This window comes from Streptomyces violaceoruber, assembly GCF_033406955.1.
Classification (GTDB): Bacteria; Actinomycetota; Actinomycetes; order Streptomycetales; family Streptomycetaceae; genus Streptomyces; species Streptomyces violaceoruber.
The window spans coordinates 5,917,763-5,940,423 of the sequence record NZ_CP137734.1; the positions used below are offsets into that span (position 1 = coordinate 5,917,763).

21 protein-coding genes are annotated in these 22,661 nt (G+C 70.8%); 13 read left to right on the forward strand and 8 right to left on the reverse strand.

Going from position 1 to position 22,661, the window contains the following annotated elements; genetic code table 11:
• Nucleotides 1-26: 26 nt before the first annotated feature.
• Together R2E43_RS26355 and R2E43_RS26360 are read right to left on the reverse strand one after the other, a co-directional pair.
• Nucleotides 27-848, reverse strand: coding sequence for a serine hydrolase domain-containing protein (locus R2E43_RS26355; RefSeq protein WP_332056624.1), 822 nt, complete (start codon nucleotides 846-848; stop codon nucleotides 27-29).
• A 19-nt stretch (nucleotides 849-867) separates the two neighbouring features.
• Nucleotides 868-1,335 (reverse strand): GNAT family N-acetyltransferase, encoded by a 468-nt coding sequence (locus R2E43_RS26360; protein ID WP_093456074.1) that lies wholly within the window; start codon nucleotides 1,333-1,335, stop codon nucleotides 868-870.
• 110 nt (nucleotides 1,336-1,445) lie between these two features.
• Between R2E43_RS26360 and R2E43_RS26365 the strand changes: the two genes are divergently transcribed.
• Nucleotides 1,446-1,943 carry a MerR family transcriptional regulator gene (locus tag R2E43_RS26365; RefSeq protein WP_332056625.1) on the forward strand — a complete coding sequence of 166 codons (498 nt, stop codon included), beginning with the start codon at nucleotides 1,446-1,448 and terminating at the stop codon, nucleotides 1,941-1,943.
• Entirely contained in the window at nucleotides 1,940-2,956 is a 1,017-nt protein-coding gene (locus R2E43_RS26370; RefSeq protein ID WP_332056626.1) for an aldo/keto reductase, read from the forward strand. The genes R2E43_RS26365 and R2E43_RS26370 overlap by 4 nt, the downstream gene beginning before the upstream one ends.
• A 10-nt stretch (nucleotides 2,957-2,966) precedes the next feature.
• Here the strand turns inward: R2E43_RS26370 and R2E43_RS26375 are convergent, their stop codons facing one another.
• The 3 genes from R2E43_RS26375 to R2E43_RS26385 all read right to left on the reverse strand — a co-directional run bounded on the left by R2E43_RS26375 (nucleotide 2,967) and on the right by R2E43_RS26385 (nucleotide 5,879).
• Nucleotides 2,967-3,854: a DUF4429 domain-containing protein gene (locus R2E43_RS26375; protein WP_191849343.1), complete on the reverse strand. Its 888-nt coding sequence runs from the start codon at nucleotides 3,852-3,854 to the stop codon at nucleotides 2,967-2,969.
• A gap of 66 nt (nucleotides 3,855-3,920) precedes the next feature.
• Entirely contained in the window at nucleotides 3,921-5,141 is a 1,221-nt protein-coding gene (locus tag R2E43_RS26380) for an alpha/beta hydrolase family protein (protein WP_193485117.1), read from the reverse strand.
• A gap of 54 nt (nucleotides 5,142-5,195) precedes the next feature.
• On the reverse strand, nucleotides 5,196-5,879 hold the full coding sequence (locus R2E43_RS26385) for a TetR family transcriptional regulator (RefSeq protein ID WP_016326121.1): 684 nt from the start codon (nucleotides 5,877-5,879) through the stop codon (nucleotides 5,196-5,198).
• 115 nt (nucleotides 5,880-5,994) lie between these two features.
• Here R2E43_RS26385 and R2E43_RS26390 point away from each other — a divergent pair, with 115 nt between their 5' ends.
• Nucleotides 5,995-7,605: an MFS transporter gene (locus tag R2E43_RS26390; RefSeq protein ID WP_003976430.1), complete on the forward strand. Its 1,611-nt coding sequence runs from the start codon at nucleotides 5,995-5,997 to the stop codon at nucleotides 7,603-7,605.
• Between the two features lie 238 nt (nucleotides 7,606-7,843).
• Entirely contained in the window at nucleotides 7,844-8,152 is a 309-nt protein-coding gene (locus tag R2E43_RS26395; protein ID WP_011028310.1) for a hypothetical protein, read from the forward strand.
• A gap of 127 nt (nucleotides 8,153-8,279) precedes the next feature.
• Here R2E43_RS26395 and aceE read toward each other — a convergent pair whose 3' ends face one another.
• Nucleotides 8,280-11,036 (reverse strand): pyruvate dehydrogenase (acetyl-transferring), homodimeric type, encoded by a 2,757-nt coding sequence (gene aceE, locus R2E43_RS26400; RefSeq protein WP_003976432.1) that lies wholly within the window; start codon nucleotides 11,034-11,036, stop codon nucleotides 8,280-8,282.
• 421 nt (nucleotides 11,037-11,457) lie between these two features.
• Between aceE and R2E43_RS26405 the strand changes: the two genes are divergently transcribed.
• The 6 genes from R2E43_RS26405 (at nucleotide 11,458) to R2E43_RS26430 (ending at nucleotide 16,075) form a co-directional block, all read left to right on the forward strand.
• A complete protein-coding gene (locus tag R2E43_RS26405) occupies nucleotides 11,458-11,895 on the forward strand; it encodes a DUF3052 domain-containing protein (RefSeq protein ID WP_007449195.1) in 438 nt (145 codons plus the stop codon).
• A gap of 161 nt (nucleotides 11,896-12,056) precedes the next feature.
• Nucleotides 12,057-12,515, forward strand: coding sequence for a peroxiredoxin (locus tag R2E43_RS26410; RefSeq protein ID WP_003976435.1), 459 nt, complete (start codon nucleotides 12,057-12,059; stop codon nucleotides 12,513-12,515).
• Nucleotides 12,516-12,683: 168 nt separating this feature from the next.
• Nucleotides 12,684-13,259 carry a calcium homeostasis/redox stress adaptation protein gene (locus R2E43_RS26415; protein ID WP_003976436.1) on the forward strand — a complete coding sequence of 192 codons (576 nt, stop codon included), beginning with the start codon at nucleotides 12,684-12,686 and terminating at the stop codon, nucleotides 13,257-13,259.
• A gap of 159 nt (nucleotides 13,260-13,418) precedes the next feature.
• On the forward strand, nucleotides 13,419-13,994 hold the full coding sequence (locus tag R2E43_RS26420; RefSeq protein ID WP_003976437.1) for a TerD family protein: 576 nt from the start codon (nucleotides 13,419-13,421) through the stop codon (nucleotides 13,992-13,994).
• Between the two features lie 49 nt (nucleotides 13,995-14,043).
• Nucleotides 14,044-15,186 carry a DUF475 domain-containing protein gene (locus R2E43_RS26425; RefSeq protein ID WP_003976438.1) on the forward strand — a complete coding sequence of 381 codons (1,143 nt, stop codon included), beginning with the start codon at nucleotides 14,044-14,046 and terminating at the stop codon, nucleotides 15,184-15,186.
• Nucleotides 15,187-15,337: 151 nt separating this feature from the next.
• Nucleotides 15,338-16,075 carry a TerD family protein gene (locus R2E43_RS26430; protein WP_003976439.1) on the forward strand — a complete coding sequence of 246 codons (738 nt, stop codon included), beginning with the start codon at nucleotides 15,338-15,340 and terminating at the stop codon, nucleotides 16,073-16,075.
• A gap of 30 nt (nucleotides 16,076-16,105) precedes the next feature.
• Here the strand turns inward: R2E43_RS26430 and R2E43_RS26435 are convergent, their stop codons facing one another.
• Entirely contained in the window at nucleotides 16,106-17,101 is a 996-nt protein-coding gene (locus R2E43_RS26435; RefSeq protein WP_003976440.1) for a TerD family protein, read from the reverse strand.
• Nucleotides 17,102-17,308: 207 nt separating this feature from the next.
• Here R2E43_RS26435 and R2E43_RS26440 point away from each other — a divergent pair, with 207 nt between their 5' ends.
• The 3 genes from R2E43_RS26440 (at nucleotide 17,309) to R2E43_RS26450 (ending at nucleotide 21,885) form a co-directional block, all read left to right on the forward strand.
• Nucleotides 17,309-18,475, forward strand: coding sequence for an HpcH/HpaI aldolase/citrate lyase family protein (locus R2E43_RS26440; RefSeq protein WP_011028308.1), 1,167 nt, complete (start codon nucleotides 17,309-17,311; stop codon nucleotides 18,473-18,475).
• A gap of 78 nt (nucleotides 18,476-18,553) precedes the next feature.
• On the forward strand, nucleotides 18,554-21,073 hold the full coding sequence (locus tag R2E43_RS26445) for a phosphoribosyltransferase (protein WP_319216080.1): 2,520 nt from the start codon (nucleotides 18,554-18,556) through the stop codon (nucleotides 21,071-21,073).
• Nucleotides 21,073-21,885 carry an HAD family hydrolase gene (locus tag R2E43_RS26450; RefSeq protein WP_011028306.1) on the forward strand — a complete coding sequence of 271 codons (813 nt, stop codon included), beginning with the start codon at nucleotides 21,073-21,075 and terminating at the stop codon, nucleotides 21,883-21,885. The genes R2E43_RS26445 and R2E43_RS26450 overlap by 1 nt, the downstream gene beginning before the upstream one ends.
• Here the strand turns inward: R2E43_RS26450 and R2E43_RS26455 are convergent.
• Nucleotides 21,803-22,633 carry a DedA family protein gene (locus R2E43_RS26455; protein WP_037897986.1) on the reverse strand — a complete coding sequence of 277 codons (831 nt, stop codon included), beginning with the start codon at nucleotides 22,631-22,633 and terminating at the stop codon, nucleotides 21,803-21,805. The genes R2E43_RS26450 and R2E43_RS26455 overlap by 83 nt on opposite strands.
• Between the last annotated feature and the right edge of the window lie 28 nt (nucleotides 22,634-22,661).

Genomic DNA, 22,661 nt, shown 5'->3' on the forward strand with positions numbered 1-22,661 from the left:
TTGCCTGTCCAGCCCGGTATAGCGCGTCAGCCCCGTGCCTCCGCCAGCACCCCGTCGGTGAAGGGTGGCCACGCCTCGACCGCCCAGGGGCCGAAGGCGCGGTCGGTGAGGGCCACGCAGGCCAGGGCGGTGTCCGGGTCGATCCACAGGAACGTGCCGGACTGGCCGAAGTGGCCGAAGGTGCGCGGGGAGGAGGCGGAGCCCGTCCAGTGCGGGGACTTGCCGTCGCGGATCTCGAAGCCGAGGCCCCAGTCGTTGGGGTTCTGGTGGCCGTAGCCCGGCAGCACGCCCTTCGTGCCCGGGTACTGGACCGTCATCGACTCGGCGACCGTGCGCGGGTCCAGCAGGCGCGGCGCCTGGACCTCGGCGGCGAAGCGGAGCAGGTCCCCGACCGTCGACACGCCGTCCTTCGCCGGGGAGCCCTCGAGGGAGGTGTGCGCCATGCCCAGCGGCTCCAGCACCGCCTGCCGCGCGTACTCGGCGAACGGCATGTCCGCCGCCTTCGCGATGTGGTCGCCGAGCTGCTCGAAACCGGCGTTGGAGTACAGCCGGCGGTCCCCGGGCGGGGCCGTCACCCGGTGCTCGTCGAAGGCCAGGCCCGAGGTGTGCGCGAGCAGGTGGCGGACCGTCGCCCCGGGCGGACCGGCGGGCTCGTCCAGCTCGATCGCGCCCTCCTCGTACGCCACCAGCGCCGCGTAGGCCGCCAGCGGCTTGGTGACCGAGGCGAGCGGGAAGCGGTGCGCGGCCGGGCCGTGGGTGCCGAGGACGGTGCCGTCGGCCCGTACGACGCCCGCCGCGGCGGTGGGGACCGGCCAGTTCTCGATCGACGCGAGGCTCTTCAAGGACATGGCACCGAGCCTAAGCGGCTCAGAGGTACAGCCGCATCGAGGGGGTCGCGTCGCGGGTGAAGCCCATCGACGCGTAGAGGGGTTCGGCGTCGGGGGAGGCCGTCAGCATGACGTGCCCCGCGCCGCGCTCGCGGAACCACGCCAGCAACTCGTCCATGCACGCCCGCGCGTACCCGCGGCGCCGGGCGTCCGGGTCGGTGGCGACGCTGAAGACGTACCCGAGCAGCCCGCCCGGCCTGTTAGGACCGCCGATCCGGTACTCCAGCGTCCCCACCACCAGCGCCGCCAGCGCGTCCGGCCGGTCCGGGTGGTCGACCACGAACGCCGCGAAGTCCCCGCCCGGATCGGCCAGTCTCGACCGCAGGCCGGGCAGTGATCCCGCCTGCCAGTCGGTGGGAGCGTCGGGGCTCACGGAAGCGATCATCACCTGTCGGAGGCGGAGCACTTCCTCCGCGTCCTCGGCCACGGCACGGCGTACGAGACTCATGCCCGCACGCTAGTGACCCGCCGGCTCGTGTGTCCCGCGGATTTCCCGACGGCGGGTTCCGGCCGGAGGCGCTTGCCTGGAGTGCACTCCAAGGTCATAGCGTTACGGTCATGACGGTGATGCAGACCACGGCCGGGACCCTCGTGCCGAACGCCACCAGTGACGCCACCGGAACGGACGTCTGTTCCGCCCCGCCCCCGCGCCACCCGCGCCCCGACGGGCAGGACAGCTACACCATCAGCGAGGTCGTCGCGTTCACCGGCCTGACGGCCCACACGCTGCGCTGGTACGAGCGGATCGGCCTGATGTCGCACATCGACCGCTCGCATACCGGGCAGCGCCGCTACAGCAACCGCGACCTGGACTGGCTCGGCTTCGTCGGCAAGCTGCGGATGACCGGCATGCCGGTCGCCGACATGGTGCGGTACGCCGAGATGGTGCGTGAGGGCGAGAGCACCTACCTCGACCGGCGGGAGCTGCTGGAGTCCACCCGGCGCGACGTGCTGACGCGGATTGCCGAGCTCCAGGACACCGTCGCCGTACTCGACCGCAAGATCAGTTTCTACGGGGACGCCGGCCGTGCCCGTGAAGGGGAGGGGAACCGATGACCGACAGCAGGATCCCGACGGCCCGGCTCGGCACGGACGGCCCGGAGGTCGGCGCCCAGGGCCTGGGCTGCATGGGCATGAGCTTCGCCTACGGCCCCACGGACACCGAGGCCTCCCGCGCCACCCTGGAGCGGGCGCTGGAGCTGGGCGTGACGCTCTACGACACCGCGGACGCGTACGGCGCCGGCGAGAACGAGCGGTTCCTCGCACCGTTCTTCAAGGCCCACCGCGACGAGGTCGTCGTCGCGACCAAGTTCGCCCTGTCCATCCCGCCGGACGACCCGACCAAGCGGATCATCCGCAACGACGCGCCCTACATCCGGGAGGCCGTCGAGGCGAGCCTGCGCCGTCTGGACCTCGACGTGATCGACCTCTACTACATGCACCGGCGGGACGTGAACGTGCCGATCGAGGAGACCGTCGCCGTCATGGCCGACCTGGTCCGCGAGGGGAAGGTCAAGCAGCTCGGGCTGAGCGAGGTGACGGGGGACGAGCTGCGGGCCGCGCAGACGGTGCACCCCATCGCCGCGGTGCAGTCGGAGTGGTCGCTGTTCAGCCGGGACATCGAGGCGGGCGTGGTACCGGCCGCCCGCGAACTGGGCGTGACCCTCGTCCCGTACTCCCCGCTCGGCCGGGGCTTCCTCACCGGTTCCTTCGCCAACGCCGAACAGGACCTCACCGACGGTGACTTCCGCCGTCAGCAGCCCCGGTTCACCGGCGACAACGCGGCGGTCAACGCGGCCCTTCTCACCCCGGTCCGGGCGGTCGCCGAGGCCCACGACGCCACCCTCGGCCAGATCGCCCTGGCCTGGGTCCAGCAGCGGGCCCAGGTCCACGGCCTGCCGGTGATCCCGATCCCGGGCACCCGCAAGCCGGCCCGGGTGGAGGAGAACACGGCGGCGACCCGGCTCGTCCTGACGGAGGCCGAGCTGTCCCTGCTGGAGCCGATCGCGGAGAAGGTCGCGGGGGACCGCTACGCGGACATGACGTTCGCTTCCGCCGGACGGGAGTAGAAACAGACGCTCAAAGCTCCGCCAGCAACTCCGCCTTCTTCGACGAGAACTCCTCGTCCGTCACCAGCCCCTGCTGATGCAGCTCCCCCAGGTGCCGGATCCGCTCGGCGATGTCGGCCGGGTCCCGCCGAGGCGCCGGCACGGGAATCGGCACCGGGGCGCTCGCGCCCCGTTCCCGCACCGCCGCCAGCACCGCCGCCGCGAACGGCAGCGACTCGTGCACCGGCCCGTACCCCAGCCCGAACACGACCGCCGCCGGATCCTGGTCGGCCTGGGGGACGGCCGGCGCGGCCCCCGCGGCCGCACCGGCGGCCGACGCGTCGGCGTCGCGCGGCAGCAGCCGCAGGTACCCCTCGAACATCTCGGGGGAGCGCCACTCCACCCCGCCCAGGTCGGCGACCGGGAAGCTCTGGTCGCCGGCCTTCCACTTCGCCGACGACGCGCCCGTCCAGGACCACCGGAAGGACACGGCCTTCCCGTCGAAGGACGCCTTCCCGTCGTAGGCCTTGAAGTGCAGCGGTGCCTCGGGCGGGGCGACCAGGTAGCGCTCGGTCCTGCCGGACTCGGTCAGCAGCGCCCGCAGCTCGTCGGCGTAGTACTCCGCGAGCGTCTCCCGGTCGGCGGGCAGCACCAGCCGGTAGGGGTCGCCGCCCTCCTTCAGCTGTCCGGCCGCCGCCTCGATCAGGGGATCGGCGCCCGCGCGCGGTTCGACGCGCAGCACGACGGTGCCGCGCCTGCCGGGCGTGAGCGTCACACCCTCGATGGCCTCCAGGGGCACCCGGCGTTCCCCCAGGGCCTGGAACAGCTTGGGTGTTCGAATCCCCCGTTCGTAGCGGATGAGCACGGAGTCGGACTCGAACTCCCAGGCGGCATGAAATCCGGCCAGTACGTCACCCATGCGGCTCATCGTATGCGGCACGAGCCTTCCCGTCCCCTCCCCGTGCAAACCGGAGTTTCTGCGCCTCTACGCGCGTCCGGCCGCCGTCGCCGCGGACAAACCCGCCCGGCATGTGTCGTCTTCGCCGGCGCAGGCGACCGTGCGGTATGCGCCAACACCGATCCCCGCGAAGTTCCGCAGGCTGTCCGTGCCCGGCACGAAGTAGCCGCTGTGGCCCTGGGCGTCCCGCGCGGACAGCACTCGCGCCCCGAACCCGGCGGACACCGGATCGGCGCCGTGCCCGAGGCCGCCGACCTCCAGGTACGGCACGTCCTGGATCCAGTCGTCGGCGTCCCGCATCGCCCACACGCGGGCGGAGGTGTCCAGGCGGGCGGCGTTCTCGGCGCGCATGCCGGGACTGCCGGCCACCGCTATGTCGGTCACCCGCGAGGGGAGCGTGTCGGCGGCGAGGCCGCACACCACCGAGCCGTAGCTGTGGCAGAAGAGGGAGACCGGGGACCTGCCGGGCAGCGCCCGCAGCAGCGCGTTCAGCCGTACGGCCCCGTGCGCGGCGCGGTTCGCGGTGGCCGCCTCCATGCCGAGGCCGCTGGGCGAGGTGTAGTCGGCCCAGGCGATCACGGCCGTGCCGGTGCCGGGGCTCGCCGCGCGCTCGGCCGCGTACAGCGACTTCGCCATGCCGACGGGCGCCGCGTACCTCTTGCGGTCGGTGCGCTGGAAGGTGAGCAGTTCGGTGTCCACGCCGGGCACGACGACGGACACGCGCTCGGCGCGGTCCAGGTTTCCGAAGACCTCGGCGACCCGGCCCGAGCCCGCCGGGTCGAAGGCGAGGATGTGCCGGCCGGGGGCGAGCAGCGCCTCGTAGTTGTGCATCCGTCTGTCGGCCTCGCGCTGCCCGGCCGGGGACAGCCGCTTGTCGTGCGTGCGCTCCCGCTCCACCGACCGCGCCTTCTCCAGCGCGGAGCGGTTGGCGAGGTAGCGCAGCTGGACGGGGGCGCCGTTCATGTTGCCGACGGCCAGCGGATAACGGTGGGCCAGGCTGGTGCGCTGCCATGCGGTGAGCGAGGCGAAGAAGCGGGCCAGCCGGGCGGGCGTCGCCCGGGCGTCGGGCAGCCGCCGTCCGTCGATCCGGCCGTGCTCCCAGGCCGTGACGGACGCTTCGAGGGCGGTGGGGCCCCGCTGGTCGCGCAGGGCGGTCCAGCCGGTGGTCGCCAGCATCACGAACACCACGGCCAGGGCGAGCAGTACGCGCCAGACGTTCAGCTGCGGGGAGGTGTCGAAGGAAGTCACTGGGAGGACACACTAGGAGAACGGGCCGGTCTCGCGTGAATCCAGTGACACGGATCACGTTTCGGCGCGGCGCCAGTTCCCGGTGAGCGCGGGCGCCACCTGGTCGAGGTAATCGGCCGTCAGGTCCCGCAGGGCCGCCAGGCTGGCGTCGTCGCGTGCCGACCAGATCCGCTCGGTGACCCGCATCACCGCTCCGAAGACGGCCACGACCACCCGTGGGCGCGGGTCGGTGTCCACGTCGAGGCCCTCGCGGACGGCGACGACCCGGGCGATCTCCTCCTCCAGCTCCGTCGCGCGTCGCAGGTGCGCGGCGAGCAGCGCGGGCGTCGACTCGATCACCCGGTAGAAGCGCATGTGCAGCTCGAGCGGGACCAGCTGCTCGACGGCCTCGCCGATGGTGCTCCAGCTCTCCGCGAGCGCCCGGCGCAGCGCGTCCAGGGGCGCCTCCTCGGGCGGGCGGGCGAGCACGGCCCGGACGAAGTGCGACTCCGCGAGCCGTGCCACGAAGAACGCCGCGTCCTCCTTGGAGGCGAAGTACCGGAAGAAGGTGCGCTGCGAGACGTCGGCGGCCTCGGCGATGTCGTCGACGGTCGTCTCCTCGTAACCGCGCTCGGTGAAGAGTTCGAGGGCGGAGCGCAGCAGCAGGTCCCGGGTGCGCTGTTTCTTGAGTTCGCGCAGGCCAGGGCGGGAGGCCGCGGGTGCGGTCTCCGGCGGCGCCGACGTGCCGGCCACCTTCAAAAGTCGTCTCCTTCGTGCGGTTTCCCCAGTTCAGGCTATATGGGGGATGTCTTGTCAGTTACTGACTCGTGAATTGGTTTGTCAACTGTCAGCGGCTGTCATTAGCCTCGGCGGTATGACTAGTCAGACCACCATCAACAAGCCGGGACCGGGTGACGGCAGCCCGGCGGGCTCGGCGCCCGCCAAGGGATGGCGCGGCCATCCGTGGGTCACCCTCGTCACCGTCGCGGTCGGGGTCATGATGGTGGCCCTGGACGGCACCATCGTGGCGATCGCCAACCCGGCCATCCAGGACGACCTGGACGCCAGCCTCGCGGACGTCCAGTGGATCACCAACGCCTACTTCCTCGCGCTCGCGGTCGCCCTGATCACCGCGGGCAAGCTCGGTGACCGCTTCGGCCACCGGCAGACCTTCCTCATCGGCGTGGCGGGCTTCGCGGCCTCCTCCGGCGCCATCGGACTGTCCGGCAGCATCGCCGCGGTCATCGTCTTCCGCGTCTTCCAGGGCCTGTTCGGCGCGCTGCTGATGCCGGCCGCGCTCGGTCTGCTGCGGGCCACCTTCCCGGCCGAGAAGCTCAACATGGCCATCGGCATCTGGGGCATGGTCATCGGCGCCTCCACCGCGGGCGGCCCGATCCTCGGCGGCGTGCTGGTCGAGCACGTCAACTGGCAGTCCGTGTTCTTCATCAACGTGCCGGTGGGCATCGTCGCCGTCGTGCTCGGCGTCATGATCCTGCTGGACCACCGGGCCGCGAACGCGCCGCGCTCCTTCGACGTCGTCGGCATCGTGCTGCTGTCGGCCTCGATGTTCGCCCTCGTCTGGGCGCTGATCAAGGCCCCCGAGTGGGGCTGGGGCTCCGGCCAGACCTGGGTGTACATAGGCGGCTCGGTGGTGGGCTTCGTCCTGTTCTCCGTGTGGGAGACCAAGGTGAAGGAGCCGCTGATCCCGCTGGCGATGTTCCGCTCGGTGCCGCTGTCGGCCGGTGTGGTCCTGATGGTCCTGATGGCCATCGCCTTCATGGGCGGCCTGTTCTTCGTCACCTTCTACCTGCAGAACGTCCACGGCATGAGCCCCGTCGACGCCGGACTGCACCTGCTGCCCCTCACCGGCATGATGATCGTCGCCTCGCCGCTGGCCGGCGCGATGATCACCAAGGTCGGCCCGCGCATCCCGCTGGCCGGCGGCATGGTGTGCACCGCCGTCGCCATGTTCGGCATCTCCACGCTGGAGACGGACACGGGCAGCGGTCTGATGTCGATCTGGTTCGGCCTCCTCGGCCTCGGCCTCGCGCCCGTCATGGTCGGCGCCACCGAGGTCATCGTCGGCAACGCGCCGATGGAGCTCTCGGGCGTGGCCGGCGGTCTCCAGCAGGCGGCGATGCAGATCGGCGGCAGCCTCGGCACCGCCGTGCTGGGCGCCGTGATGGCCTCCAAGGTCGACAGCGACCTGGCCGGCAACTGGAAGGACGCGGGGCTGCCCGAGCTGACGCCGCAACAGGCGGACCAGGCCTCCGAGGCGGTCCGGGTCGGTGTCCCGCCGGTCGCGCCCGGCACCCCCGCCGAGGTCGCCGGGAAGATCACCGACGTCGCCCACGACACCTTCATCTCCGGCATGAGCCTGGCCTCGCTGGTCGCCGCCGGGGTCGCGGTCGTGGCGGTGTTCGTCGCCTTCCTGACCAAGCGCGGCGAGAACGCGGAGGCGGGCGCCGGCGTGGGCCACATCTGATCCGGCCCGCGGAGTTGGCCGGCCCCGTCCCCGTTTCGTCCATCAGGGTGACAGGGGCCGCGAACCCTCCCCTCCGTCAGACCGCGCAGGTCACAGTGGGTCACGTCCTCCGCAGGGCACGGAGGGCGTGCGGCTGCGGCGCGCTGCCGGAGGGGGGCGGCGCGCAGGCAGCACGTTCGAAGCAGGCATGACACGCCGTACGCGGGTACCCGAACTTCACGGAGAGTTCAGGGAGTTGATGATGGCGAGCTTCGGACAGGGATCGCGCAGGCACCCCCGCTCACGTGGCCGGACGTGGTCACGGACCGGGCCGGATCGCGCGACACTCGCGATCGTCGGAGTCGTCTGCGCGGTCGCCGGGTTCTTCGCGCTGGGGATCGTCCTCGGCCCCGTGGCGACCGTCTGCGGCTGGCTCGCGATGGGCCGCACCTGGGCGGGTTCCCGCTCGGTGCCGGCCGTGGTCGCCGTGGTCCTGGGAGCCATCGACACGCTCCTGGCACTCATCGGGCTCATCGGAGCGACGACTCCGGGCCACGGCATGTTCTAGCCGTACCGCGGCATCACCTGTCGCCCGGATGTTCCCACCCCCGCCCGTTACGGACGGGGGTGAGCCATGTGCCACCCCGGCCGGGTACCCCGTGCGGGGGCACGTGGGCGGGGTGGGGAGGTACGTCCTAGGCGTCCCCGCCGGCCGCCCCCGGGTCGGCCGCGGTCACGTCGAGCAGCCGGTACCGGTCGATCGCCTGCTTCAGCACCGACCGGTCGACCTTCCCCTCCCGGGCCAGCTCGCTCAGCACGCCCACCACGATCGACTGCGCGTCGATGTGGAAGAACCGGCGCGCCGCACCCCGGGTGTCCGCGAAGCCGAACCCGTCCGCGCCCAGCGACTGGTACGTCCCCGGCACCCACCGCGCGATCTGGTCCGGCACCGACCGCATCCAGTCGGACACCGCCACGAACGGCCCCTGAGCCCCCGCCAGCTTCCGCGTGACCCAGGGCACCCGCTGCTCCTCCTCAGGATGCAGCAGGTTGTGCTCCTCGCAGGCCACGGCCTCGCGCCGCAGCTCGTTCCAGGAGGTCGCCGACCAGACGTCGGCGCGCACGTTCCACTCCTCGGCGAGGATCCGCTGCGCCTCCACGGCCCACGGCACCGCTACGCCGGACGCCATGATCTGTGCCGGGATCGAGCCGCCGGTGCCCTCGCTGAAGCGGTAGACGCCCTTGAGGATGCCCTCGACGTCCACGTTCTCGGGCTCGGCCGGGTGCCGGATGGGCTCGTTGTAGACGGTGAGGTAGTAGAAGACGTCCTCGCCGTGCGGGTGCTGTTCGTCGCCGCCGTACATCCGGCGCAGCCCGTCCTTGACGATGTGCGCGATCTCGAACCCGAAGGCGGGGTCGTACGCCACGCACGCCGGGTTGGTCGAGGCCAGCAACTGCGAGTGTCCGTCCGCGTGCTGGAGGCCCTCACCGGTCAGCGTCGTACGGCCGGCGGTCGCGCCCAGCACGAAACCACGCGCCAGCTGGTCACCCATCTGCCAGAACTGGTCACCGGTGCGCTGGAATCCGAACATCGAGTAGAAGACGTACACCGGGATGAGCGGCTCGCCGTGCGTGGCGTAGGCCGAGCCCGCCGCGATCAGCGAGGCCGTGCAGCCCGCCTCCGAGATGCCGTCGTGCAGCATCTGCCCGTTCGGCGCCTCCTTGTAGGCGAGCAGCAGATCGCGGTCCACCGACTCGTACTGCTGGCCGAGCGGGTTGTAGATCTTCGCGCTCGGGAAGAACGAGTCCATGCCGAACGTGCGGTACTCGTCCGGCGCGATCAGCACGAACCGCCTGCCGATCTCCTTGTCCCGCATGAGGTCTTTCAACAGGCGCACAAAGGCCATCGTCGTCGCGATGGACTGCTGGCCCGACCCCTTCTTCACGGTCGCGTACGTCTTGTCGTCCGGCAGCGCGAGCGGCTTCGACCGCACGACCCGGGTCGGCACGTATCCGCCGCAGCCCAGGCGCCGGTCGTGCATGTACTGCATCTCCTCCGTGTCCCGGCCCGGGTGGTAGTACGGCGGCGGGCCGGACTCCAGCTCCTTGTCGGAGATCGGCAGGTGCAGCCGGTCGCGGAAGCGCTTCAGGTCGTCGACCGTCAGCTTCTTCATCTGGTGCGTGGCGTTGCGGCCCTCGAAGTTCGGGCCCAGCGTCCAGCCCTTGATCGTCTTGGCCAGGATGACCGTCGGCTGGCCCTTGTGCTCCAGCGCCGCCTTGTACGCCGCGTAGATCTTGCGGTGGTCGTGACCGCCGCGGCCCAGGTGCAGGATCTGGTCGTCGGTCATGTTCTCGACCATCGCGCGCAGCCGGTGGTCGTCGCCGAAGAAGTGGTCGCGGATGTAGGCGCCGGACTCGGTGGCGTACGTCTGGAACTGGCCGTCCGGCGTCGTGTTCATGCGGTTGACCAGCACGCCGTCGCGGTCCTGGGCCAGCAGCGGGTCCCAGGTCCGGTCCCAGACCAGCTTGATCACGTTCCAGCCGGCGCCCCGGAAGACCGACTCCAGCTCCTGGATGATCTTGCCGTTGCCGCGTACCGGGCCGTCCAGGCGCTGGAGGTTGCAGTTGACCACGAAGGTCAGGTTGTCCAGGCCCTCCCGGGCGGCGATGGACAACTGGCCCAGCGACTCCGGCTCGTCCATCTCGCCGTCGCCGAGGAAGGCCCACACGTGCGACTTCGAGGTGTCCGCGATCCCGCGCGCGTGCATGTAGCGGTTCATCCGCGCCTGGAAGATCGCGCCGATCGGACCGAGGCCCATGGAGACCGTCGGGAACTCCCAGAAGTCCGGCATCGACCGCGGATGCGGGTACGACGACAGCATGTACGGCGCCTTGGACTTCTCCTGGCGGAAGCCGTCCAGGTGCTGCTCGCTCAGCCGGTCCAGCAGGTACGCGCGCGCGTAGATGCCGGGGGAGGCGTGCCCCTGGAAGAAGACCTGGTCTCCGCCGTCGCCCTCGTCCTTGCCCCGGAAGAAGTGGTTGAAGCCCACGTCGTACAGGGATGCGGAGGAGGCGAAGGTCGCGATGTGGCCGCCGACGCCGATCCCGGGCCGCTGCGCGCGCGAGACCATCACCGCCGCGTTCCAGCGGGTGGCGTTGAGGATCTTGCGTTCGATCTCCTCGTTGCCGGGGAAGAACGGCTCGCTCTTGGTCGGGATGGTGTTGACGTAGTCCGTGCTGCGCATCTCGGGCACGGCCACGCGCTTCTCGCGGGCCCGCTCGATCAGCCGCAGCATCAGGTAGCGGGCCCGTTCCCGGCCGCGCTCGTCGACGGCGGCGTCGAGCGAGTCGAGCCACTCCTGGGTTTCCTCGGGGTCGAAGTCAGGAACCTGACTGGGAAGGCCGCCAATGATGATCGGACTGCGATCACTGCGATCGGATGCGGAAGCCACGCTGTTCCTTCGCTGTCAGAGGGCCGTTTTTCCGGGTTTCTCCCCGGTTTCTCCCCGGGTTCCTCCCGGGTTTCTGCGCCGATTCCCCCGCCGGTTCCCCATCGTGTACCTCGCGGGGGCAATCGTCATCTGTACCGTGGGGTAACCGGTCCTCCCGTGAGGATCGGGGGCACGTTCATTCGAGTCTCGTACCCACACATGGTTCCCAAATACGCAAACGGGGCAGATAGGTGTGGTGTACGTCACCTTCGGGCTGGACGGCATGGTTGGAGTTGCGGCGACACAGCCGGGATCGTCACCGTTTCGGCGGTCCCAGACGCCGGGTACTTGCGCGATCCGTCCCGCCCGTGTGGACTACGGCCAAGCCTCGCGCACGCGCGTGGCTGAAGACATCTACCGAAACATGATCAGGAGGCAACCCGTGAGCGCGACCGCGGACCACGCGGAGGAGCGGACGAACCCTGCCGCCAGGCTGGGTTTCCAGCCCGGGCAGGTGGTCCAGGAGATCGGCTACGACGACGACGTCGACCAGGAGCTCCGCGAGGCCATTGAGGGCGCCGTCGAGGGCGAGCTGGTGGACGAGGACTACGAGGACGTGGCCGATGCCGTCGTGCTGTGGTTCCGTGACGACGACGGCGACCTGACGGATGCGCTGGTGGATGCCACCACGTACATCGAAGAGGGCGGGTCGATCCTCCTTCTCACGCCGAAGACCGGCCGTGACGGTTACGTCGAGGCCAGTGACATCTCGGAGGCCTCGACGACCGCCGGACTGACGGCGTCCAAGAGCGTCAGCGTCGGCAAGGACTGGAGCGGCAGCCGGCTGGCGACGCCCAAGGCCGCCAAGTCCAAGCGGTAGCCCGACCGGGCTCCGTGACATTCCGGACTCCGGGCGGGTCGACGGCCGACGGCTGTCGGCCCGTCCGCGGGTCCGCGACCGTCCCTGCGTAGGGTGTTTCCAGCGAATCACCCACGGAGATCTTCCCGCGGAGATCTTCCTACGGAAGGGACGAACGGGACATGGCGATCCAGGTCGGCGACAAGGCCCCCGACTTCGAACTCAAGGACAACCACGGAGCGACCGTCCGGCTGTCCGAGTTCCGCGGCCGGAAGAACGTCGTGCTGCTCTTCTACCCCTTCGCCTTCACCGGTGTGTGCACCGGCGAGCTGTGCGAGGTGCGCGACAACCTGCCGCAGTTCTCCGACCGCGACACCGAGGTGCTCGCCGTCTCCAACGACTCCATCCACACCCTGCGCGTCTTCGCCGAGCAGGAGGGCCTGGAGTACCCGCTGCTGTCCGACTTCTGGCCGCACGGCAACGTCTCGCGCGCCTACGGCGTCTTCGACGAGGACAAGGGTTGCGCCGTCCGCGGCACCTTCGTGATCGACCAGGAGGGCGTCGTGCGCTGGACCGTGGTCAACGCTCTGCCGGACGCCCGTGACCTGGCCGAGTACGTGAAGGCGCTCGACGCCCTGTGACCGGCGCCCCCGCCGGCCGGCCCCGCGTGGCCACGCCGGGTGCCGACACCACGTGATTGGTCGGCTCCGGGGACTGCGGGGCGCGGGAACCCGTCACTAGGATCAACTCGTTGATCCGATATCCACGCACTACGGGGCACCCCGCCCCTGGACACCAATGGAGGACTCGTGGGAGTCAGCCTCAGCAAGGGCGGCAACGTTTCGCTGACCAAGGAGGCCCCCGGCCTGACCGCGGTCATCGTCGGTCTGGGGTGGGACATCCGCACCACGACCGGCACCGACTTCGACCTCGACGCCAGCGCACTGCTGCTGAACAGCGGCGGCAAGGTCGCCAGCGACGCGCACTTCATCTTCTTCAACAACCTGAAGAGCCCGGACGGATCGGTCGAGCACACCGGCGACAACATCACCGGTGAGGGCGAGGGCGACGACGAGCAGATCAAGATCAACCTCGCCACGGTCCCCGCCGACATCGAGAAGATCGTCTTCCCGGTCTCGATCTACGACGCCGAGAACCGCCAGCAGTCCTTCGGCCAGGTGCGCAACGCGTTCATCCGCGTCGTCAACCAGGCCGGCGAGGCCGAGATCGCCCGCTACGACCTGAGCGAGGACGCCTCCACCGAGACCGCCATGGTCTTCGGCGAGCTGTACCGCCACGGCGCGGAGTGGAAGTTCCGCGCCATCGGCCAGGGCTACGCCTCGGGCCTGCGCGGCATCGCCCAGGACTTCGGCGTCAACGTCTGATCGACCGATCGACCGATCGACCGATCGGCCGGACGGCGGGGGCGACGCCCCCTGTCGTCCGGTGAGGCCACGGTCTCGACACGTCCGGCGCCGCACGGTTTACGTGCGGCGCCGGACGCGCAGGAAACAGGAACCATCACCCGGGGAGGGACCATCACCATGGGCGTCACGCTTGCCAAGGGCGGCAACGTCTCCCTGTCCAAGGCCGCACCGAACCTCACGCAGGTACTGGTCGGGCTCGGCTGGGACGCGCGTTCCACCACCGGAGCACCCTTCGACCTCGACGCCAGTGCACTCGTGTGCAGCAGCGGCCGGGTGCTCGGCGACGAGTGGTTCGTCTTCTACAACCAGCTCAAGAGCCCGGACGGCTCGATCGAGCACACCGGCGACAACCTCACGGGCGAGGGCGACGGCGACGACGAGTCGCTGCTGGTCGACCTCTCCAAGGTGCCGGCCCACTGCGACAAGATCGTCTTCCCGGTCTCGATCCACATGGCCGACGAGCGCGGACAGACCTTCGGCCAGGTCAGCAACGCTTTCATCCGGGTCGTCAACCAGGCCGACGGCCAGGAGCTGGCCCGCTACGACCTCAGTGAGGACGCCTCCACGGAGACCGCGATGATCTTCGGCGAGCTCTACCGCTACCAGGGCGAGTGGAAGTTCCGTGCAGTGGGGCAGGGGTACGCGTCTGGGCTTCGCGGCATCGCTCTAGACTTCGGAGTCAACGTTTCGTAAAGCCGAGTACGGCGCGGGGGAGCCCCGTACACACACGATTGGGTAGCCAGTGCTTCTGAAAACCTTCGGCTGGTCGTTCGCGGTCACCGCGCTCGGCCTGGTCGCGGCGGTCTTCTACGGGGGGTGGACCGCCTTCGGCATCGTGGCGATCCTCTCCATCATGGAGATCTCGCTGTCCTTCGACAACGCGGTGGTCAACGCCGGGATCCTGAAGAAGATGAATGCCTTCTGGCAGAAGATCTTCCTCACCATCGGCATCCTCATCGCCGTGTTCGGCATGCGCCTGGTCTTCCCGGTCGTGATCGTGGCGATCAGCGCGTCGCTCGGACCGATCGAGGCGGTCGACCTCGCGCTCACCGACAAGGACCGCTATCAGGAGCTGGTGACGGACGCCCATCCGTCGATCGCCGCCTTCGGTGGCATGTTCCTTCTGATGATCTTCCTCGACTTCATCTTCGAGGACCGGGACATCAAGTGGCTGGCCTGGCTGGAGCGTCCGCTGGCCAAGCTCGGCAAGGTCGACATGCTGTCGGTCTGCATCGCCCTGGTCGTGCTGCTCGTCTCCGCGATCACCTTCGGCGCCCACGCCCACCAGCACGGCGGCGCCCATGCCGACAAGGCGGAGACGGTCCTGCTCGCGGGCATCGCGGGCCTGATCACCTACATGATCGTCGGTGGTCTCTCCGGCTACTTCGAGGACAAACTCGAAGAGGAGGAGGAACGGGAGCACGAGGAGGAAGAGGAAGCCGCGCGCACCGGCAAGCCCAAGTCGGCCGTCAGGCTGGCGGGCAAGGCGGCGTTCTTCATGTTCCTCTACCTGGAGGTCCTGGACGCCTCCTTCTCCTTCGACGGCGTCATCGGCGCCTTCGCCATCACCAACGACATCGTCCTGATGGCCCTCGGCCTGGGCATCGGCGCCATGTACGTCCGGTCGCTCACGGTCTACCTGGTCCGCCAGGGCACCCTTGACGACTACGTCTACCTGGAGCACGGCGCCCACTACGCCATCGGCGCCCTCGCCGTGATCCTGCTGGTCACCATCCAGTACGAGATCCACGAGATCATCACCGGCCTCGTCGGTGTCGCCCTGATCGGCTGGTCCTTCTTCTCCTCGGTGCGCCGCAACCGCGCACTGGCGGCGGCCGGAGGAGACGGCGACCAGGAGAAGGCGGAGGTCTCCTCCGGGGTGTGAAACCCTTGATCCCCGGGCCGGGGCGCGCCCCCGGTGCGCCCGCACCCCTGGTGTGAACCCGGCCCGGACGAGGAACGCTCTGAGCGGGGCGGCCGACGAGGACGACTCCTCGGGGCCGCCCCGTCGGCGGTGACGCGAAGGTGGGGCGGGAATGGGCTTCTTGGACGGGCTGTGGCGCGGCCGCGAGTCCGAGTTCGACTCGGGCAGTGCGGCGACCAACTCCATACAGCTGACCAAACGGCACAGTCAGGTATCCCTGACCAAGCAGGGCGCGGCGACCGGCAATCTCCGTGTCAACCTCTCCTGGCGGATGCGGACCTCCGACATCTCGGGCGTCCAGCGGGAGAGCCTGCTGCGGCACCCCTTCAAGGCGCTCAAGCCCCCCGAGGTCGTCGGCCACAGCCAGAGCATGGTCAACGTCGACCTCGACCTCGGCTGCCTCTACGAACTCAAGGACGGCACCCGCGGGGTGGTCCAGCCGCTCGGCGGCTTCCTGGGCGACGTCAACGCCCCGCCGTACGTCAAGCTCAGCGGCGACGACCGCTTCGGCTCGGCCTCCGGCGAGACGCTCTACGTCAACCTCGACCACAAGGACGAGATCAAGCGCCTGCTGCTCTTCGCCTACATCTACGACCAGACCCCGGCCTTCGACCGGACGCACGCCGTCGTCACGCTCTACCCGAGCAACGGGCCCCGCATCGAGATCGGCCTCGACGAGCGGCATCCGCAGGCCCGGTCCTGTGCCGTGGTGATGATCGAGAACGTCAAGGACGAGATCCTCGTCCGCCGCGAGGTGAAGTTCGTCTACGGCTTCCAGGGCGAGCTGGACCGGCTGTACGGCTGGGGCCTGCAATGGGGCCGGGGGCACAAGAGCAAGGCGGAGCGCTGAGCCCCCGCCACCGGCCGCCGTCCGCGGGGGCTACCGGCCGACGAACTGCGGGCCCTGCGGGGGCAGCCGGAAATCCGGATCGGGCGCCCCGGTGACCGGCTGCGGATAGCCGTAGCCGGACTGCGCTCCCGTGGCCCCGGCCGCCGCAGGCGCCTGCGGATACCCGTACCCGGGCCGGCCGGCGTCCGGCTGGGGGTAGCCGTAGGCGGGCTGGGCCGTCGCCGGCTGCTGCGGATAGCCGTACGCGGGCTGCGCCGGTACGCCGGTGGGCTGCTCGGGCGGCAGGGGGCGCGAGGGCCCCGGAAGCGGCTGCACGGCCGTCGGGTGGTCGGGGCCGACCACCGGCGGGGCGGGGATGGACCGGGCAGGCGTCGGCTGGTCGGGCGTGGCCTGCGAGGGGGCGGACGAGGAGGCGGCGGAAGCGGCTGCGGGGGACGTCGACGCGGCGTCGGGCCGGGGGGCCGACATGGGGTCGTTCGCGCCCTCCGACTCGTCCACCGAGATGCCGAAGTCGGTCGCCAGGCCCCTGAGCCCGTTGGAGTAGCCCTCGCCCAGCGCCCGGAACTTCCAGCCCTCCCCGCGCCGGTACAGCTCGCCGCAGATCAGCGCCGTCTCCTGGCCGGTCTCCGGTGTGACGTCGAAGTACGCCAGCGGTTCCGCGTCGGCCGCCGCGTCGTGCAGCAGGATGCGCAGCGACCGGACGCGGTCGAAGGTCACGCCGTCCGCCGACGCGACCAGCAGGATCCGGCCCACCGAGGGCTCGACGCCGGAGAGATCCGTCTGGATCGTGTCGGTCAGGCCCTCGGCGACCCGCTTCTTGCCGAGCCGCCAGACCTGGCCGGAGGGATGCCGTGGCTGGTTGTAGAAGACGAAGTCCTCGTCGGAACGCACGCGGTCGTCCGGCCCCAGCAGCAGCGCGGAGGCGTCGACGTCGGGAACCCCCTGCCCGGGGGTCCAGCGCAGCACGGCGCGTACCGTGGTGGCTTGCAGCGGGACGTTCGACCCCTTCAGCATCGCGTGCGTCATGTCGTCATCCTGCCCTCTCGGTCCTGGTCACGACAACGCGGGGGCGGGTACTCGGCTTGTGCCCGCCCGCCCCGGGTCGCCGTCGCCGACACGGCCGGGTTACCTGGAATTCATGCCCGGTGGGAACCTCCGACATCACTACCTACGTACTATTACCGGCCACCTTTCGACGATTCCAGGTCGCCCAGACACCACGGGGGAGTTTAAATGCGTCATTTCGGACAGATAGCCCCTGATGTGCGGAAGCGTCTCTTTCATCAGGAGCCCTGCTCCTTCACGGCGGAGTCCCCGGCCAGGCTGCTGTCCGCGGCCCTGGGTGCCACGCTCTACAGTCCGGCCACCCGCCCCAGCCTCGCCGACGACATCCTGAAACAGAGCGCGCGCGGACTGGTGTCGATGGTGCTGTGCCTGGAGGACTCGATCGACGACGCCGACGTCCCCGTCGGCGAGGAGAACCTCGTACGGCAGCTCACGGACCTGGCGGAACGTTCCGGCGACGATGTCCCCCTGCTGTTCGTCCGGGTCCGTACCCCCGAGCAGATACCCGACCTCGTACGGCGCCTCGGCCCCGCCGTGCGGCTGCTGTCCGGGTTCGTACTGCCGAAGTTCACCGAGGAACGCGGCATGCCCTTCCTGGAGGCGCTCGCCGCCGCCGAGGCCACCAGCGGCCGCAGGCTCTTCGCCATGCCCGTGCTCGAGTCCCCGGACCTGCTGTACCGGGAGTCCCGGGTCCAGACGCTGGAGGGCATCTCCCGGGCGGTCGACAAGTACCGCGACCGCGTGCTGGCCCTGCGGCTCGGCGTGACCGACTTCTGCTCCTCCTACGGGCTGCGCCGAGGCCCCGACATGACGGCCTACGACGTCCAGATCGTCGCCTCCGTGATCGCCGACGTGGTCAACATGCTCGCCCGCGCCGACGGCACCGGATTCACGGTGACCGGACCGGTGTGGGAGTACTTCCGCGTCCAGGAGAGGATGTTCAAACCGCAACTGCGGCAGAGCCCCTTCCTGGAGGGGCAGGCCGTCGAACTGCGCCAGAAGCTCATCGAGCACTCCATGGACGGCCTGCTGCGCGAGATCTCCCTGGACCGGGCCAACGGCCTGCTGGGCAAGACCTGCATCCACCCCTCGCACGTGCTCCCCGTGCACGCACTGTCCGTGGTCAGCCACGAGGAGTTCAGCGACGCCCAGGACATCCTGCGGCCCGAACGCTGCGGCGGAGGCGTGATGAGGTCGGCCTACACGAACAAGATGAACGAGGTGAAGCCGCACCGCGCCTGGGCCGAGCGGACCCTGCTGCGCGGCGAGGTCTTCGGGGTGGCGAACGAGGACGTCGGCTTCGTGGAGCTGCTCGCCGCCGGACTCTCCGACTGAACGCCGGGCGACCGGACGCAAGCGATCCACAACCGACGCCGGGCCCACGCCGCGGCGGACAACGGGAGGCACGAGTAGATGACCGAGCGGGCGCACGCCGAGGGGCACGCCGACAAGGACGCCGGAGAGCACGCCGACGGGCACGCCGGAGTCTGGTCCGGCAGCTGGGTCGCCGAGCGGCTCGGCGTCGGACTCACCGGCGACGAGGCGCTGACCGGCCTGCTGGGGCTCGCCCTGCGACGCAACCCCAAGCGGGCGCACCTGCTCGTCTCCAACGTGCTCGGCAAGCACGTCCCGCAGTCGCCCGCCGTCGTCTACGGCCACGGCGTCGCCCTCGGCCGACGCGTCCGCGACCTGCTCGGCGCCGAGGAGACCGCACGCGCGGTCGTCCTCGGCTACGCGGAGACCGCCACCGGACTCGGCCACTCCGTCGCCGACGGCCTGGGCCCCGCGCCCTATCTGCACTCCACCCGCCGTCCGGTCGCCCACGTCCCCCGGGCGGGCGGCTTCGAGGAGTCCCACTCGCACGCGACCTCCCACCTCCTGCTGCCCGAGGACCCGGCGCTGCTCGCCGGAGACGGGCCGCTGGTCCTCGTCGACGACGAGTTCTCCACCGGCAACACGGTGCTCAACACCGTCCGCGCCCTGCACGAGCGCTACCCCCGCAAGCGATACGTCGTGGTCGCCCTGGTCGACATGCGCTCGCCCGCGGACGCCGGCCGGCTGGACGACTTCGCCCGGGAGATCGGCGCCCGCGTGGACCTGGTGACCACCGCCTCCGGCACGGTCCGGCTGCCGCCCGGCGTACTGGAGAAGGGGCAGGAGCTGGTCGCCCGGCACGAGGCGACGGCCACGGAGCCGACCGGCCCCGCTCCGGCCGCGCCACCGGCCGGATCCGTCGAGCGCGTCCGGCTGCGCTGGCCGCACGACGTGCCCGACGGCGGACGGCACGGATTCACCGCCGCCCACCGGGCCCGGCTGGAGGCCGCCCTGCCCGCCATGGCGGCACGGATCGCCGAGGCGCTCCCCGCCGGCGCCCGACGCGTGCTCGTCCTCGGCTTCGAGGAGCTCATGTACGCCCCCCTCCGCCTGGCCCACGCGCTGGAGCAGACCGTCGGCGCCGACGTCGACGTGCGCTACTCCACCACCACCCGCTCTCCCGTCCTCGCCGTCGACGACCCCGGCTACGCCATCCGCACCCGTCTGGTCTTCCCCGCGCACGACGACCCGGCCGACGGCCCTGGCGAGCGCTACGCCTACAACGTCGCGGGCGGCGGCTTCGACGCCGTCGTCGCCGTCGTCGACTCGGCCGCCGACACCCCCGCGCTGCACGCCCCGGACGGACTGCCGGCCCGGCTCGCCGCCCACGTCCCGCACGTCCTGCTCGCGGTCGTGCCGTCGTACGTCCCGCGCCCCCCGCACGCCACCGAAAGGCCCTCCATGCTGCCCGAGCCCCTGCGCGGCCCCGACTTCTCCTCGTACGCGCCCGACGAGGTCGGCTGGCTGCTCCAGGACCTCTCGGACGTGACGCTGGAGGCACCGACCGAGGAACGCGAGGAGGCCATCCAGAGCGGCGGCGCGCACTACGCCGAGTCGCTGCCCGTGGAGTACCAGCCCAGCGAGCAGTACCAGGACCTGTTCCACGCGGCGCTCGAGACGTCCGCGGCCCGGCTGGCGCGCGCCGTCGGCGCCGTCACCGAGATCGTCCTCGCGGAACGGTCGCCCCGCCCCGTCCTGGTCTCCCTCGCCCGCGCGGGCACCCCGGTCGGCGTCCTGATGCGCCGCTGGGCGCAGTTCCGCCATGGTCTCGACCTCCCCCACTACGCCGTGTCGATCGTCCGGGGCCGCGGCATCGACGCCAACGCGCTGCGCTGGCTGGCCGACCACCACGACCCCGCCGACGTCGTCTTCGTCGACGGCTGGACCGGCAAGGGCGCCATCACCCGCGAACTCGCCGCCGCCCTGCGCGCATTCGAGGCCACCGACGGCATCACCGGCTTCGACCCGGAGATCGCCGTACTGGCCGATCCCGGCTCCTGCGTACGCACCTACGGCACCCGTGACGACTTTCTCATCCCCTCCGCCTGCCTCAACTCCACCGTCTCCGGCCTGATATCCCGCACCGTGCTCCGCGCCGACCTGGTCGGCCCGCACGACTTCCACGGCGCGAAGTTCTACCGCGAACTCGCCGCCGTCGACCTGTCACCGGACTTCCTCGACGCCGTCTCCGCCCGCTTCCCCGACGTCACGGACACGGTCGACGCCCAGGCGAAGGACCTCCTCTCCGCCGACCGCACCCCGACCTGGGAGGGCTGGGCCGCCGTCGAGCGCATCAGCGAGGAGTACGGCATCCACGACGTGAACCTCGTCAAGCCCGGCGTCGGCGAGACCACGCGGGTGATGCTGCGCCGCGTCCCGTGGAAGGTGCTGGCCCGCACCGGCGCCGGCGCCGACCTGGACCACGTCCGCCTGCTGGCCGAACAGCGGGGCGTGCCCGTGGAGGAGGTCGCCGACCTCCCGTACACCTGTGTCGGGCTGATCCACCCCCAGTACACGCGGGGCGCCACCGGCGCCGACGGCAAGGCGGTGACGCTCTGATGCCCGTACTCGTCGCCAGCGACCTCGACCGCACGCTCATCTACTCCGCGGCCGCCCTCGGACTGACCATGCCCGACCTGCGGGCACCCCGCCTGCTGTGCGTGGAGGTCTACGAGAGCAAGCCCCTCTCCTACCTGACCGAGACGGCCGCCCAACTGCTGACCGACCTCGGCGACTCGGCCCTCTTCGTGCCGACCACCACCCGGACCCGCAAGCAGTACCAGCGGATCAACCTCCCGGGCCCTGCGCCGAAGTACGCGATCTGCGCCAACGGCGGCCACCTGCTGGTGGACGGCGTCTCCGACCCCGGCTGGCACGCCCGGGTGACCGCGCGGCTGGCCGACGAATGCGCCTCGCTCGCCGAGGTCCGCGACCACCTGACGAACACCGCCGACCCGCTGTGGGTGCGCAAGCACCGGGTCGCCGAGGACCTCTTCGCCTACCTGGTCGTCGAACGCGACCTGCTGCCCCAGGACTGGGTGAAGGAACTCGCCGTGTGGGCCGAGAACCGCGGCTGGACCGTGTCCCTCCAGGGCCGCAAGATCTACGCCGTGCCCAAGCCGCTCACCAAGAGCGCCGCCATGCACGAGGTCGCCCGCCGCACCGGCGCCGAACTCACCCTCGCCGCCGGAGACTCGCTCCTCGACGCCGACCTGCTCCTCGCCGCCGACCGCGGCTGGCGCCCGGGCCACGGCGAACTGGCCGACTCCGGATGGACGGCTCCGACGATCAGCGCCTTGCCCGAGCGCGGCGTCCTGGCCGGTGAGCGGATCCTCCGGGAGTTCCTGCGCGCGGTGCGCCCGGCTCGCTGAACCCGCCGTCCCCGTCCCCGGCACCGCCCCCGGTGCCGGGGTGGCCGTCGTCGTCGGCCGGCGGCCGTATGTCCTGCCGCCCGTCGTCGCCGCGGCCCCGCCGACGGTGACCGGCCCCCGGCCGCAGCAGCCGCATGACGACGAAGACCACCACCGCCAGGGCGGCCGCCGCGAGGATCACCTTCGAATAGGTGGAGGCGATGCCCGAGACCTCCGACCAGTTGTCCCCCAGCGCGTAGCCCGCGAGCACGAACACGGTGTTCCAGATCGCGCTGCCCAGCGTCGTCAGGGCGAGGAAGACGGGCAGCCGCATCCGCTCCACACCCGCCGGCACGGAGATCAGACTGCGGAAGATGGGGATCATCCGGCCGAAGAACACCGCCTTGGTCCCGTGCCTGAGGAACCACGCCTCCGTCTTCTCTATGTCGGACACCTTCACCAGCGGCAGCTTCCCCGCTATCGCCACCGTGCGGTCCCGGCCGAGCAGGGCACCGATCCCGTACAGGGCGAGCGCGCCGATCACCGAACCCGCCGTCGTCCACAGCAGGACGGCGATCAGGCTCATCCGGCCGGAGCTCGCCGCGAACCCGGCCAGCGGCAGGATCACCTCGCTCGGCAGGGGAGGAAAGAGATTCTCCAGAGCGATGGCGAGACCGGCGCCGGGGGCGCCGAGGGCGTCCATGAGGTCGTTGATCCACTGCGGTGCCGCGCCGCTGTCCACGGCCGGCTGCGCTGCGATGGCTGTCATGACGACCACGCTAGAAAATCGCGGCTGA